The organism is uncultured Senegalimassilia sp. (assembly GCF_934630535.1).
In the GTDB taxonomy this organism is placed as follows: Bacteria; Actinomycetota; Coriobacteriia; order Coriobacteriales; family Eggerthellaceae; genus Senegalimassilia.
This window is the reverse complement of record NZ_CAKTVU010000005.1, coordinates 110,364-125,503: the sequence shown is the minus strand read 5'-3', so window position 1 is coordinate 125,503 and position 15,140 is coordinate 110,364. Positions and strand designations below refer to the sequence as shown.

The following is a 15,140-nucleotide window of genomic DNA, read 5'->3' as shown; positions in this document are numbered from 1 at the left end:
AATCGGAGGAGCCGGATCGGATGCCGGAGCCCTTTCAAACGCCGAGCGCCTGCCGCCCTTGCGGGCGGCATGGCTGATTACTCGGTACGCTCAACTTCCTTGATGGTGTAGCCCTCGATGGTGTCGCCGACCTTGAGGTCCTGGTAGCCGGCAATGCCGATGCCGCACTCGTAACCCTGCTTGACGGCCTTGACGTCGTCCTTGAAGCGCTTCAAGGATGCAAGCTCGCCCTCGAAGATGACGGTGCCTTCGCGCACGAGGCGGATCTTGTCGTCGCGGTGCAGCTCGCCGTCGGTGATGTAGCAACCGGCGATGGTGCCCACCTTCGGGACCTTGAAGGTCTCGCGAACCTCGGCGGTACCGGTGTCCTCCTCGACGATCTCGGGCTTGAGCAGACCCACGCGGGCCGCATTGATATCCTCGATGGCCTGGTAGATGACGCGGTACAGACGGATGTCGACCTTCTCCTTCTCAGCCTGCTGCTTGGACTTGCCGGTCGGGCGCACGTTGAAGCCGATGATGATGGCGTCGGAGGCCGCAGCCAGCGTGACGTCGGTCTCGGTGATGCCGCCGACCGCGGAGTGCACGATGTTGATCTTAACCTCGGACTGGTCCATCTTGTTGAACGCGTCGCGCAGCGCCTCGATGGAGCCCTGCACGTCGGCCTTCACGATGAGGTTCAGGTCGGTCTGCTTGCCCTCCTCGATGCGGCTGAACAGGTCGTCCAAGTTCATATGCGACTTGGTCTCCTGCTCGGCCAGGCGGGCACGCAGCGCGCGCTCCTCGGCCAGCTTGCGGGCATCGCGCTCGTCCTCGAACACGCGGAACTCGTCGCCGGCGACCGGGACGCTGTTCAGGCCCAAGATCTCGACCGGGAAGGAAGGCGCCGCGCCGTCGACGTGCTTGCCGCGCGGGTCCACCAATGCGCGGACGCGTCCATAGGACGTGCCGGCGACGACGGTGTCGCCCGGGTGCAGCGTGCCGCGCTGCACGAGCACGGTTGCCACTGGGCCGCGGCCCTTGTCGAGGTTGGCCTCGATGACGAAGCCGGATGCCAGGGCATCGGGGTTCGCGCGCAGCTCGAGCACGTCGGCCTGCAGCAGGATGGTCTCGAGCAGGTCGTCGATGTGCAGCTTCTTCTTAGCGGACACGTTGACGAACATGTTCTGTCCGCCCCAGTCCTCGGGGATGACGCCGTACTCGACGAGCTCCTGGCGCACGCGGTCGGGGTTGGCACCGGGCTTGTCGATTTTGTTCACAGCGACCACGATCGGCACGTTTGCGGCCTTTGCGTGGTTGATGGCCTCGATGGTCTGCGGCATGACGCCGTCGTCGGAGGCGACGACCAGGACGATAACGTCGGTCACCTGGGCACCGCGGGCGCGCATGGCCGTGAAGGCCTCGTGGCCGGGGGTGTCGATGAAGGTGATCTGGCGATCGCCGATGCGCACGACCGAAGCGCCGATGTGCTGGGTGATGCCGCCGGCCTCGCCCTCGGCGACGCCGGTGTGGCGGATGGCGTCGAGCAGCGACGTCTTGCCGTGGTCGACGTGGCCCATGACGGTGACGACGGGCGGACGCGGCTTGAGGTCCTCGTCGCTGTCGTGGTAGACGATGGCGAACTCCTCTTCGGGGGACACGACGCGCACCTTGCGGCCCATGTCGTCGGCGATGAGCTCGACGAGCTCGTCGGACATGGACTGAGTGAGCGTGAGCACCTGGCCGAGCATGAACAGGCGCTTGATGACGTCGTTGGGCTGCACGCCGAGCAGCTCGGCGAACTTGGCCACGGTGGAACCCTGCGGGATCTCGACGACGGAATCGTCGAGCACCAAGCTGGGATCGAGACCGCGCTCGATGGCCTCCATCTCCATGCGCTCGCGGGCCTCGGCCTCGCGCTTCTGCTTGCGCTTCTTACGGCGACCCTCGCCCTCATGGGAGTTTGCAGCGGCGACGGCGGCACGCGCCTCGGCGAGCACCTTGTCGCGCTGCAGCTCCTCGGCCTTCACGGCCATCTGGGCGTAACGATCCTCGCCCGCCGCCTGCTGCTCGAGCTCGGGCACGTGCTGCTCGACGTGCATGCCCTTCTTGCCGTGCTTGCGGCCGCCGCGCTGCTGCTTGTTGGCATCGGCGCCGCGGGCGGGCTGCTCGGCCTTCTGCTTCTCGATGCGCTGCTTCTCGGACTCGATCTGCGAAAGCAGGCTGTCGAAGCTGGACTTGCGGGCGCCGAGCACCGGGGCCTGGCGCTTGGGAGCGGCAGCCGCGGGCTTGTGGGAAGCGCCCTTGGAGTTGCGGTTGCGCAGGGCCTCTTCGACGGCCTGCTTCTTGGCGACTTCCTTGGCGACGGCGGCGGCGCGGGCACGGGCCTTGCGCTCGGCGGCCTCGCGGGCGACGCGCTCCTTCTCGGACTCGATCTGGCTTGCCAAGCTTTCGAAGGGGTTGTTCGTCACCTTCTTGGCCTGGGGCTTGGCGGCTGCGGGCTTGGCCGCAGGGCCGCCCTCGCCGGCACGCTTGGCGCGCTCCGCCTCGCGGGCGGCGCGCTCCTGCTCGACGGCCTCGCGGCGGGCGCGCTCGGCCTCGGCCTGCTGGCGCTTGGCCTCGGCGCGCTCCTCGGCGAGCTGCTTGGCCTCCTCGGCCGGAAGCTCGCCTGCGCGTTCCTTGATCTCGGGGGACAGGTTCTGGCGAACCTTCTCCACATCCGATTCAGCCAGCATGCTGGCATGGCTTTTTGCGGTGATCTTCAATTCATGGAGCTTATCGAGCATGTCCTTGCTGGACATGTTGAACTCCTTCGCCAACTCATGTACTCGCATGCTGGCCATATACCACTCCTCTACATTTCCCTCGCGTCGCGCGCGTGCGCGGCGACATCGGCGGCGATCCGGTCGTAATCATCGCTGCCGAGCGTCGCCTTAAGCGCTCGGTCGAGCTTGTTCCTCTTGCACGCGGCTGCGAAGCATTCCGCGGAGCACACATAGGCGCCCCGTCCCGGTGCGCGGCCGGTGGCATCGAACGCAACGGCCCCCTCGGGGGTGCGTACGATGCGCAGCAGGCCCGTTTTGTCGGCCTGCGCGCCGCAGGCGATGCAGCTGCGCTGTCGTTTGCCCGTGTTGGTTGCCGTTGCCATATGTGACGCCTTATTCCTCGTCCAGGCCGTCGTGGATGCCGCAGAAGCAGCTATCGGGACGGGCATGGTTGCGGCAGCGGACGCCGTTTTCGTCAACGTAGGCGCACAGCTCTTCCTCGTCCTCGAAATCATCCTCGTCGATGAGCATGTTCTCGGCCTTCGGAAGCGGCGCGCCGGTGAAGCTGGCGGACTTGATGTCGATGTGCCAACCGGTCAGACGTGCAGCAAGACGGGCGTTCTGGCCCTCCTTGCCGATGGCCAAGGACAGCTGGTCGTCGGGCACGATGACGGTTGCGTAGTTGTTCTCCTCGTCGACCAGGACGCGATCGACCTTGGCCGGGGAAAGCGCGTTGGCGACGTAGCGGGCCGGGTCCTCATCCCACTGGATGACGTCGACGCGCTCGTTGCGCAGCTCCTCGACGACCATGCGCACGCGGCTGCCCTTCGGGCCGACGCAGGCGCCGACGGGATCGAGGTTGCGCTCGCGGGAGGTGACGGCCACCTTGGAGCGGGCGCCGGGCTCGCGGGCGATGGACTTGATCTCGACCAGGCCGTCGTAGATCTCGGGAACCTCGATCTCGAACAGGCGGCGGATAAGGTCGGGGTGCGTGCGGGACACGACGATGGCCGGGCGGGCCTGTTCGCCGCGCATGCGCGGAGCGTCCGAACCGGGATCGCGAACCTCGATGATGAGCACCTTCAGGCGCTGGTTGTGGCGATAGTGCTCGCCGGCAGGGCGCTCGTTACGCTCGCCAGGATAGCGCTTCACGTCGTAATGCGGAAGCTCGGCCTCGACGCCATCGCGGATCTTGATGATGGTGAAGTCGGGCGTGCCCTGCAGCACGGTGCCGGTGACCAGGTCGCCGACGCGGCCGGCGAACTCCTCGTAGATGGACTGGCGGCCGGCCTCGCGAACGATGGAGCTGATGACGCTCTTGGCGTTCTGCGCGGCGATGCGGCTGACGTCGGCCGGGGTGACGTCGCGCTCCTCGAACTCGGAGTACTCGCCCGTTTCCTCATCGGGCTCGCCGACCGGGACCAGCTCGTAGACGTAGATCTTGCCCGTTTGGCGGTCGATGGTCACTCGAGCATCCCACTCGAGGTCGAGGATATGCTGATAGCTTTTGGCCAGGGAGGCTTCCAAGCGGTCGATCAGATAGAACTCGTCGATCTTGCGCTCATGGGCCAAGGCCTGCAAAGCCTCGATCAACTCAGAACTTGCCACGTTTTAGCTTCCTTTCTCCAAACAGCCCCGGCTAGGAGCTGAAATCCACGATGCCCTTCAGGTGGGCGCGTTTCATCTGATCGATCGGCAGGACGACCTGCTGGCCATCGACTTCCATGACGACGTTGCCGCCATCGGCCGAGACGATCGTGCCGGTGAAGTTGCTGCGCCCGTCGATGGGATGGGCGAGCTTCACCACGGCCTGCTGACCGGCGTAACGCGCGAAATGCTGCTCCGTGCGCAACGGGCGGTCGATGCCCGGAGAGGACACCTCAAGGGTGTAGGCTCCGGGGAACGGGTCGAGCGCATCCATGATGTCGTTGATCCATGCCTGCGCTTTCGCCAGCTCATCGAAGCTCACGCCCTCGGGCGTGTCTATGAAGACGCGAATAGTAGGCGCCTTCTTGGCGCCTACGACCTGCACGGTCACGATCTCGATGCCCTCGGAGGCCGCACGGGGCTCCAGCGCGTCAAGCAGCTCGGTTTCCTTCTTGCTGAGCACGCTCATAAGCTCCTTTCTGTGCCCTAACATACAAAAAAGCGGGTATAAACCCACTTTCCGTCTGCGAAAGTATGGTGCGCGCCGTCGCGCGCTTGCTGCAATGCATACCTTTTATACCATACGGCCCTTTGATTTTCCAGCGCCGCCGTCCTCAGACGCAAGTTCCCCATAAACACGGGGAACTTGCGAAGCCATGCGCGTCGCAACGCTCTTGATGCAGGGGGGGTTCGCGCAATCAAACAGTCGCCTTGATGTCGGCCATCACGAGCGAGGTGCGCTCGCAACCTTCCGAAAGCGCAAGCTGGCCCGATGGAACCGGAACGACATCCGCAACCTCGACGCGACCGAAGCCTGCGTCCCTGCATAAAGCGGCGAAGGCGTCTATCGTTAGCGTGCGATGAGGCGCAGCCCGCATCGGCGCAGGTTCATCCGAAACTCCATCTTCATGCCCGCTCGCGCCGCGAAATACGCCTTCGGCAACCCAAAGAAAACCCCCGGGTTTCAGGCAACGATGAAACTCCGCAAGCGCAGCGGGCAGATCGAAAACATCCGCTAGACCGCAGTTCACATATACGGCATCGTAGGAGGCATCCGACAAGCCCGCTTGCGCCAAGTTCTCCGGGAACGCTTGCTCGAATCGGAGGTATCGCGACCACCCGTGCCCGCTTCGGTGATTTCCGCTAGCAGCTGCAACGGCACGCTCGATGCACGACTTGTCGGGATCGATGCCTAGCACGAAGCCCGCATCTCCAACAGCATCGCTCAACTTGAACGCGCCCTTGCCGCTGCGGCACAGCACGTCGATGACGCGAAGGCCGGAAAGCTGCGGCGGAAGCGACATCGAGCATCTCCCGGCAAGGGTATCCGTTCGCGAAAGATCCCGATAATAGGCGTTCAAGCGTTCGAACATACGTTCATCCATGGAAAAACGCCTACTCCGAGATCTCTTCGTCCTCGAAGGTGTCGTTGCCTTTATAGGTATGCACGAACTGGATGAAATCCTTCACGGCACGGGAGTGGTTATGCTTCTTGTTGTACACCATATAAATACGGTAGAAGCCCTCCGGCACCTCGTCGATCTCGACGAACTTGATGTTCTTGAACAGACGGGGGCCTAACGAGTCGAGCATGATCGCACCGTAATCGGGCGAATTGAAGGAAATGAACGAGCTCATGGACACGTCGTCATCGTAGATCTGCTTGACATCCTCAAGCCCGTTGTCGATAAGCAGCTTGTTGACCATTTCCCCGATCGGCGCACCTCGACGATACGTCGACAGATTCATGTTCGCGATTTCGGAAAAGCTGACATGATCGCGTTTCGCAAGCGGATGATCATCGCGCACGCACAGCTTCAAGTTGCGGTACGTGACCGGGAAGTACACCAACTCCGAATCGCCTTCACGCCTACCGCAGAAGGCGACATCGATGGTCCCCTTGCGCAACTGATCTAACAGATAGTTCGTAAACCCCTGGTAGGTTTTGGCGAGAACCGAGTTGTTGCAGACCGCGCAATAATCCTTCATGAGCAGCGGTAAGTAGTCGTCCTGCACGGTGAAGGTGGTTCCAAGGCTTATCGAGCCGACGATGGAGTGCCCCCGATCCTGCACGGCGGCGACACCGTCATCGATAGCGCGCAGCGCCAGGCATACGTGTTCGTAGAAGATCTCACCCTGAGGCGTAAGGCTGACCGAACGGCCGGAGCGCTCGAACAGCGATACCTCCAGTTCGTTCTCCAAAGATGAAATAGCACCGGACAAAGTAGGCTGCGTGATGAACAGCTCTTGAGCCGCGCGCGTGTAATGAAGAACTTCCGCCAGTTTCTTGAAATAGTGAAGCTGCGATAGATTCATACCCCTGACCCTCCGAATATGTGAGAGACGAGCATCGTTCACAAAAAGATTCTCTTCTCTTCATTATAAAGCCAAAGTACACCCCATAAGGCGAAAAGCTTACGATGATTCCTGCCGGTTTTCAAGGCTGAAAACACGAAGACGACCCCTTGCGGAGCCGTCTTCGTACTAGGTTCTAGAGTAAGCTCTATGTAGGAAACCCTTAATCAGTAGTCCACTCAGACTTGTACTTCTTGGCGCTCTGCATAACGTACAGGCCAAGCAGCAGGATGATGATCAGCATGACCAGGCCGGTGATGAACACGACGGTGAAGCCGAAGGACGTCTGAACCCAAGCCCAGATCATGGCCGCGAATGCCGCGATCAGGTTGAACACGGTGGAAACACGGGAGTAGATCAGCGAGTACTCGCGGGAACCGAAGGACTGGCGAACCACGACGGGAACCAGAACCACGGCCGTGGCGTAGCAGCCGCCGAAGATGAAGGCGCCAGCGTAGAGCATGAGCTCGGAGCCTGCGCCGAACCAGCACAGGAAGATACCGGCAACGCCAGCGCAGAAGGCGAAGATCAAAGCGCCCTTCGCGCTCTTGTCGGCAGCACCGCCCAGGATGACCTTGAACAGAGCCTGGCCGACCATCATGACCGTGGTCATGAGGCCACCGACGACTGCCACGTCGAACGGAGCGCTCGTCAGGGTCTTGGTGTAGCTCGGGAACTGCATGGCGATCAGGATGGCGATGTTGATGAGGCCGGCGAACACGCACACGGCGTAGAAGGTCGGGGTCTTCATCGCACGGGAAGCGGAGAGGCCGGAAGCCTTCGGAGCAGCGCCCGCAGCGGCGGCAACGGAGGCACCATAGGGCTGCAGACCGCAATCCTCAGGCTTGCTGCGCACGCACAGCAGCGTGAACGGCAGAGAGGTCACAGCAGCGATAACCGCCCAGATCAGATAGATGGTGTGGAAGTCCATGCCGTTGGCGCGCAGCGCGGTGAACACAGCGGACCAGATGGCGCCGCCGATACCGGTGAACGCCATGCACAGGCCGATGAAGAAGCCGGCGCGATCGGCAAACCAACGGTTGATCAGCGTAGGAACGGCAAGCCACAGAAGCGTGATCTCGCCAAGGCCCAGCATAACGGCAGCCACATAGAACAGAGCGATGGTGTTCGCGAAGCTCATGAGCAGGAACGCCGCAACCACCAAGATGGCGGAACCGGAAAGGATGACGCGTGCATCCATGGACTGCAAGAGCTTGCCAGCGAACGGAGACGCAACCGTCATCGTCAGATACATAACGGTGACATACATTGCGAATGCGGTCTTCTCAACGCCAAGACCCTCGGCAACTACCGGCTGGAACAGACCCCACGTGGAAAAGCACAGCGCGGAGCAGCCGAAGGTGATCATGATGCCCGTGAGCACCACGAGAAGATGGCGCGTGCTCATCTTCTCTTTCGTCGATTGTGCCAAAACATACCTCCTTGTCGTAGGTTTTCCTTCGCAAAACGCAAACCTAGAACCCCTGGTGTGATGAACCGGATAAGCACCCTTCCGCTTATCCAAGTACTTTGTACATCACAAAACCTACGGAAGATACGGACAGAACTCACTCATTTATCCGGTTTCGTAGAATTAAAGTGGTCAACTACGGAGATATGTGTATATATCAGAATCAACTATAGGCTATAGAAATCGATAAAAGAGACTTTTACCGGCACAATTGCTGATTCGATATTTACACGATGGGACATTTTTTAAAAATCGCGGTATTTCTCGGCGATCAGCGGTGCTGCGATGTACACCATGATCTGATCGGTGCCCTCTGCGATCTGGTTACCTCGGCAGTCGCGCCAAACGCGGCACGTGCGAGAGCTTTCCGTATAACCCAAACCGCCCAGGATCTGCATGGCATCGGATGCCACCTCCACAGCGGTCTTCGGGATATATCGCTTCATAAGTGATACGGCCAGGCGTCGATCCGGATCGCCCTCATCGACGGCCCATGCCGCACGGTACAGGATCGACCTCATGTTGGTGAGATGCAGCTCCATATCCGTCAGCATGGTCTCGATCTGCTGGAAGCGGCCGACCTGCACGCCGAACGCCTTTCGGGAGCGCGCATGCGCGCATGCGTCCTCCATGGCCGCTTGCGCCATGCCAAGCGACGACGCGCACAGCAGCACGCGACCATATTCGAGCATTTGGAACAGGCGCCTGAAATCGCCTTGATCGGACGAGATGCGATATTCGGGCTTCAGCTCGACGTCTTGGAACGACAAGGACGCGAACGGAAGCATATCCTGCCCGATCTTGTCGATGGGGACCGCGGCGATGCCCTTCAGATTTCGAGGAACAAGCCACAATGCAAGCGCAGGATACGCATCATCGGTCTCAGCATCGTCGTCGATGGCGGCTACGACGATGTAAGGAGCATACTCGCCGTTGTTGACGTAAGACTTGCGGCCGTTCAAGACGATCTTCCCATCAAGGGTTTTCGTGCTCGTCTTCATGGACATGACATCCGAACCGCCCTCCGGCTCGGAAATGGCGAGCGCGAACATAAGGCGACCCGTCGATCGATACTCCTCGACGACGGGATCCACGTTGCCAGCGGCGGCAAGCGCATCGACGATCTGCAGATTGAACAGATCGTTTTGGAACGGCAGCGTGGCGCCGGCGCATCGGGACAGCTCCTCGATGATGAGCGCCTGATCGAGAAGCGTATGCCCCGCAACGGAGGAAAGCCGTTTATCGACGGACTTGAAATAAGTATCGGCGAAACGCTTCATGACATCGTCGGGCAAGCCCTGATCCCTGCACCATTGCGATACGTGGTCGGGCGTGAACACTTCCGTGCCGAAAGCACGAAAAGCAGCCACAAGCTTCTTTTGATCGGACGAAAGATTGAAATCCACCGCGAACCCCCTTGCGTTCTCGGACAATACTGCGATACCTACCAACTTATGCACTCAATATACCAGCGAGCCGCGAAACGCCTGACGGCCAATATCCCGTTTTCGACCAAACCAACGAACATTCGGCAAGCATTTCAAGGTATCTCCACCCAATTTCGGCTTCTTGCCCACAGAACCCCATATTTGCAGAAACATATAAAGTGGTTTGTCCAACGCATATACGGGTTTTGCAAAGGTCTACCTATGTTTTAGCGAACATTTCTTATGGGCAATCACACACTATTGAATTATTGTCCATAGAACTAGTCGCGTTTACCTGTAAATATTAGTCCTGCAAACGCAAGAACCACCCGAAACGAAAATGAAAGGAGCGCCTCATAATGCTGGTAAGCGAGAAACTTAACGGTTATGGCCCTCTGAACGGCGTGAAGGTCGTCGAACTGTGCGAGTGGGTTGCGGCTCCCGCAACCGTTCGTATCCTGTCCGAAATGGGTGCTGAAATCATGAAGGTCGAGCCGCTGCACGGCGATGCCCAGCGTACTCAGGGCCCGGGCTTCGGCTGCGAGCAGAACGATACCGAAGACCCCACGATCGACTTGAACAACACCAACAAGAACTGGATCGCCCTGAACCTGAAGAGCGAAGAGGGCTTCGCGGTCATGGACAAGCTGCTCTCCGAGGCCGACGTCTTCGTCTGCAACCTGCGCGACAAGGCGCTCGTTAAGCTGGGCCTGGACTACGACGCCCTGGCCGCCAAGTACCCGTCCCTGATCTGGGCTCAGCTGCGTGGCTACGGCGAGTTCGGCGAAGAGGCCAACACCCCCGGCTTCGACGCTGTGTGCTGGGCTGCTCGTGGCGGCGTTGCCAACTGCTTCCGCGAGGATGGCGAGTCTCCGGCGATCCCGCCGCAGGCTTTCGGCGACTACAACGCCGCATCCATCATGGCAGGCGGCATCCTGGCTGCGCTGTTCAACCGCACTCGCACCGGCAAGGGCGACAAGGTTACCTGCAACCTGTACGGCGCTGCTATCTGGGGCGGCAACATCGGCATCATGGCTACGCAGTTCGGCGCTCCGTATCCGAAGTCTCGTAAGCACGTGCCCAACCCGTTCAACAACACGTACCGCACCAAGGACGGCAAGTGGATGCTCATCTGCATGCCTCAGTACGACAAGTACTACAACATGATGATGGAAATCACCGGCAATGCCGAGCATGTCGACCAGGCCGACACCTGCAACCTGCCCGCACTGAAGGCTTCCGAGAAGCAGCCCGAGGTCATCAGCTGGCTCGAGGCCGGTTTCTCGACCAAGACCTTCGACGAGTGGGACGAGATCCTGCGCGAGCATGAGGTTCCCCATCAGAAGTGCTTCCGTTACACCGACGTGGTCAAGGACCAGGAGGCCTACGACAACGACTCCCTGCGTTGGGTCGAGTACGAAGGCTATGGCAAGAAGGCCCTGCCGATGAGCCCCCTGCGCTTCCGCGAGTACGGCGATCCGCCGGTCATCCTGTCCAAGCCCATCGGTTATCACACCACCGAGATCATGGAGAAGCTCGGCTACACCGACGAGCAGATCGCCAAGGCTGAAGAGGACGGCGCCATCAAGTGCTGGCATGGCAAGGAAGTCCCGGACACCATCTTCAAGTCCGAGCGCCAGGTCAAGGGCGAAGCTCCCTGCAACTGGTAATCGCCAAACTCCTTTCAATCGTTCGTTGGGAAAACCCGCAACCTATGTTGCGGGTTTTCTTTATATATAGCTCTATATATAGTAACGGCATTTTTGGCAGCCCCTTTCCATGTAGTGAATACGAGATAGCTCGATCCGGATATGCCAGGCCACACGATGCCGATAACGATTACCACGCAACCCATGGACTAACCTAGCCGTTGCAAACGCCGCCCTTCCCCACCGACTATGATCCACATAGTCCATCAGGATGCCGACCATCAGTGCGCAGCAGCATTCACGGCAATGCGCTCCGCCTCCCAACCGTCCTCATAATGCTTCTGCACAGCAGCCACGCCGACGATATCGAAACGTGAGCGACAGCTCGGGCATACAGTCCGGATAAGCATCTGATTCAAAGGTATACATACAACCAAACTATCCAGGCACAAAAAAATGGCGATCGCCGGGAAGGCGATCGCCATGGCACGCGATATGGGAAATCGGCTTAAGACAAACGGGCGATGAGGTTGAACATGTCGTGGCCGAGGCGACGAGCGCACTTGAAGGCGTTCTGGTCGTCCTTGATGCTACGCCACTCCGGATCGCCCGCCTCGTTGAAACGGGCAAGCTGCGTCGCGGCGACGCCATCGCCGATGACCGGGCCGAGCGGACGAGGATGCACCACGAGCATCTCATGAGTGGCGAAGAAATGATCCATGGCCGCAAGGGCACCTTGGCAGCCGCAATCCGGCAAGCCCGAGCAGGTGACCATGCCGCCGACTTTGCCGGCAAGGGCATTGTCGACCATATGCAAAGGACGCGTACGGTCCATGAAGTTCTTCATGCGCGCGGATACGGTACCGAAATACACCGGCGAGCCCAAAACGATGCCGTCGGCATGCATCATCTTGTCGTAGAGCATATCCATGTCGTCATGGATGGTGCAGCGATTGGAACCCAAGCATTTGTTGCAACCGCAGCAGAAGCGGATATCAAGATGCGACAGCTCGATGAGCTCGCACGTAGCGCCTTGATGACCGGCAGTCTCCAGAACGGCGCTCAAAAGCGCTGCAGTGCCTTTGCCGGCACGATGGCTACCGTTGATGGCCAGAATGTTCATTCTCGTCTCCTAATCGCTTACGTGACCCTGTAGCCGCATCCTTGCATCCGACCAGAGCCGGATACGTGCGACCACGCCCCAGTACCCCTGTAGCAAAAAGTGCCCTCGACCGCAATCGATCGAGGGCACCAAGTCACAAGAGATGCGACTTACATGTTGTGGAAAGCGTACTTGTCCGGATTGTCCTTGACGTCCTGCTTGTTGTGCGGGTTCATCTTGAGGGTGCCCATGATGCCGTCGTTGGTGTTGGAGGCCAGAACCTGGTTGCGGTTCTCCATCTTGATGACATTCTCGAAGCTGGTGCCGTCGAGGGAGGTCTGCAGGCACTCCTTGGTCAGGCGCAGGCCGAACGGAGCGGTCTGCTTGCACATGTCCTCAGCCATGGCAACAGCGGTCTCGAGCACATCGTCGTCGGCGACAACGCGGTTCGCGAAGCCCCAGTCGAGCAGCTGCTGAGCGTCATGACGGGCAGGGTTCATCAGGATCTCGGCGGCGCGAGCGTAGCCGACGATCTTGGGCAGGAAGAAGGCGCCGCCCATGTCGGTGCCGGTGTAACCGATGGACAGGTAGCCGGCGTTCATCTTGTAGGACTCGCCCAGAACGCGCAGGTCGCAAGCGCAGGAGATGGACAGACCGCCACCAACGGCGTAGCCCTTCAGAGCGCCGATGATCGGCTGCTCGCAGCGACGCATGTTCACGATCTGATCGGAGCACATACGCTGCATGATGTAGAAGTCACGCTGGATGCGGCCCATATCCTCAGGCGGCTCGAGAGCCAGGTCGTTCAGGTTGAAGCCAGCGCAGAAGGAGCGGCCCTCGCCGGTCAGAACGATGACGCGGCAATCCTTGTCCATGCGGACCTTGATCAAAAAGTCGTTGAACTCAGCCATCTGCTGGTAGGACATGGCGTTGAGGTTCTGTGCATCGTCGAATGCGCAAACGTAAACCGGACCACGCTTGTCGATCTTCAGCTTCTCATACTCGTAGGTAAACTCGGGCAGATGATAGCTTTCCTGATAGACGCTCATGGCGACCCCTTTCTTGAATTACTCAAGCTTTGAAAGTTTGTCCCAGACTTTGTTACCGTCTGTGTGACTAAATACAGAATGCCGACTTTCGAAAGGGATTTCTACGGACAATATTTCGTTTTTGTATCCTTCCCCTCACACTTCTTTCATTCTGGTGAACGGATTCCGGAATTCGATAGACGCAACCTATCGAAGAGCAGATTGCCCCAGAAAACGTCAATGGATTCAAGCCGCACAAGGTCGATTTCGCTCGCTATCATGTATGTCAGCAAGGGGAACGCAAAACATGTGCTAGGTGAAATTACCCTTAATCCACATGTTGCGTTCGAAACATATACATCGATAGGGGCATGCGTATGAACCCAAATGCAAAGATCAGCGATGAGCAGTTTGCTGAGTTCCTGACCAAGGTCCGAGCGCTTGCGGAGGGTCCGTTCGAGGAAATGCAGGAGGAAGTCGAGCAGACCAACGTCTTCCCGCAGCGTTTCTTCGATCTGGCTCGCGAGAACGATCTGTATCGTTTCGCGCTTCCCTCCGAGTACGGCGGATGGGATTTGAGCGAATTGGAGATCCTGAAGGTGCAAGAGGAGTTCAGCCGCGGTCCCGGCGGCATGCGCATGCACCTTCATTATGCAGCGGACTTGAACTGGCGCATCCTCAACGAGTATGGAACGCCCGAGGTCAAAGCCGAGCTTATGAACAAGTTCCAGGACAAGAGCGTCTTCACCTGCTTCGCCTTGACGGAGAAGACGGGCGGCACCGGCGCCGACGTCCACTCCACCGCCATTCGCCAAGAAGACGGCTCGTACATCCTCAACGGCGAAAAGTGGCTCATCTCCCACACCGATTGCTCTCAGTACGCATACGTGATCGCGGTGACCGATCCGACCGATGACAAGGATTCCCGCCTTTCGGCATTCCTGGTTCCCATGGATGCACCGGGATTCGAGCTGGTCGAGATGCCGCACATGATGGGCTGCCGCGGCGCCGGGCATGCCGGGCTGAAGTTCACCGACGTACGACTTGACCCGAAATACCTGCTCGGCCATGAGGGCCAGGGCATGGAGGTGGCCATCCACTCCCTGTCCATCTCCCGCGTCCACATCGCGGCGTCGAATCTGGGCATGTGCCAGCGCATGCTCGAAATGAGCATCGCACGTGCCAACGACCGCATCACGTTCGGCAAGCCGATCGCCACGCGCCAGGCCATCAAGATGAAGATCGCCGATATGGCGGCGGCCACGCATGCGCTGCGTTGCCTGGTGTACGACTTCGCCCGCGACTTCGATGTCGATCCTCACAACGAGTACGTCGACGAGAAGGCGGCTATCTGCAAGCTGAACTCCATTCAGGCAGTGAAGACCTGCTCGGATGAGATGCTCGAGATCTTCGGCGGCGACGGGTACTTCGAGAAATCCCCGTATGGACCGACCGAGCGCTTGTATCGCGACTGCCGCGCACTGTGGCTTGAGGAAGGCGCCCCGACCGTGCAGCGCATCACCATCGCGCGCGAATGCCAGCGTCTGAAGGCGCAGCTGGGGTATTTGGACTAAAGCGCTTCTGCAAGGCATCGCCGTTGCATGGGTGCTAAAACGGCGATGCCTTGCCACATTTCAATTTCATTTTGTTTGTAAAGGCCGCGGAGGGGTCGCGGCTAGGTAGTTCATGCACTTTTTTCGATACAACGAGGAAGGAT

At 59.7% G+C, this 15,140-nt stretch carries 12 protein-coding genes; 2 read left to right on the top strand and 10 right to left on the bottom strand.

The features are described 5' to 3' along the window. Window positions 1-77 precede the first annotated feature (77 nt). From infB to Q0D52_RS04910, 8 genes are all read right to left on the bottom strand, one after another. A complete protein-coding gene (gene infB, locus Q0D52_RS04945; protein WP_294362100.1) occupies window positions 78-2,822 on the bottom strand; it encodes a translation initiation factor IF-2 in 2,745 nt (914 codons plus the stop codon). Between the two features lie 11 nt (window positions 2,823-2,833). After that, window positions 2,834-3,127, bottom strand: a complete 294-nt coding sequence (locus Q0D52_RS04940) for a YlxR family protein (protein ID WP_294162722.1) — start codon at window positions 3,125-3,127, stop codon at window positions 2,834-2,836. 10 nt (window positions 3,128-3,137) lie between these two features. Next, window positions 3,138-4,352 (bottom strand): transcription termination factor NusA, encoded by a 1,215-nt coding sequence (nusA, locus tag Q0D52_RS04935; RefSeq protein WP_294380569.1) that lies wholly within the window; start codon window positions 4,350-4,352, stop codon window positions 3,138-3,140. 31 nt (window positions 4,353-4,383) lie between these two features. Beyond that, the gene (gene rimP, locus Q0D52_RS04930) at window positions 4,384-4,860 is read right to left on the bottom strand and encodes a ribosome maturation factor RimP (protein ID WP_294380566.1); all 477 of its coding nucleotides are present in this window, start codon (window positions 4,858-4,860) and stop codon (window positions 4,384-4,386) included. Between the two features lie 229 nt (window positions 4,861-5,089). Next, the gene (locus Q0D52_RS04925) at window positions 5,090-5,695 is read right to left on the bottom strand and encodes a methyltransferase domain-containing protein (RefSeq protein ID WP_294380564.1); all 606 of its coding nucleotides are present in this window, start codon (window positions 5,693-5,695) and stop codon (window positions 5,090-5,092) included. Window positions 5,696-5,786: 91 nt separating this feature from the next. Then, window positions 5,787-6,707: a LysR family transcriptional regulator gene (locus Q0D52_RS04920; RefSeq protein WP_294380562.1), complete on the bottom strand. Its 921-nt coding sequence runs from the start codon at window positions 6,705-6,707 to the stop codon at window positions 5,787-5,789. 202 nt (window positions 6,708-6,909) lie between these two features. Then, entirely contained in the window at window positions 6,910-8,178 is a 1,269-nt protein-coding gene (locus tag Q0D52_RS04915; protein WP_294380560.1) for a CynX/NimT family MFS transporter, read from the bottom strand. 284 nt (window positions 8,179-8,462) lie between these two features. Further along, the gene (locus Q0D52_RS04910) at window positions 8,463-9,623 is read right to left on the bottom strand and encodes an acyl-CoA dehydrogenase family protein (RefSeq protein WP_294380558.1); all 1,161 of its coding nucleotides are present in this window, start codon (window positions 9,621-9,623) and stop codon (window positions 8,463-8,465) included. Window positions 9,624-10,003: 380 nt separating this feature from the next. Between Q0D52_RS04910 and Q0D52_RS04905 the strand changes: the two genes are divergently transcribed. Beyond that, entirely contained in the window at window positions 10,004-11,314 is a 1,311-nt protein-coding gene (locus Q0D52_RS04905; protein ID WP_294362092.1) for a CoA transferase, read from the top strand. A 487-nt stretch (window positions 11,315-11,801) separates the two neighbouring features. On the opposite strand, the gene Q0D52_RS04900 is transcribed toward Q0D52_RS04905, so the two are convergent. After that, a complete protein-coding gene (locus Q0D52_RS04900) occupies window positions 11,802-12,416 on the bottom strand; it encodes a flavodoxin family protein (protein ID WP_294362091.1) in 615 nt (204 codons plus the stop codon). Window positions 12,417-12,565: 149 nt separating this feature from the next. Then, window positions 12,566-13,444, bottom strand: coding sequence for an enoyl-CoA hydratase/isomerase family protein (locus Q0D52_RS04895; protein ID WP_118349832.1), 879 nt, complete (start codon window positions 13,442-13,444; stop codon window positions 12,566-12,568). A gap of 356 nt (window positions 13,445-13,800) precedes the next feature. On the opposite strand from Q0D52_RS04895, the gene Q0D52_RS04890 reads away from it, so the two are divergent. After that, window positions 13,801-14,997 (top strand): acyl-CoA dehydrogenase family protein, encoded by a 1,197-nt coding sequence (locus tag Q0D52_RS04890; protein ID WP_294362089.1) that lies wholly within the window; start codon window positions 13,801-13,803, stop codon window positions 14,995-14,997. The last annotated feature ends 143 nt before the right edge of the window (window positions 14,998-15,140 follow it).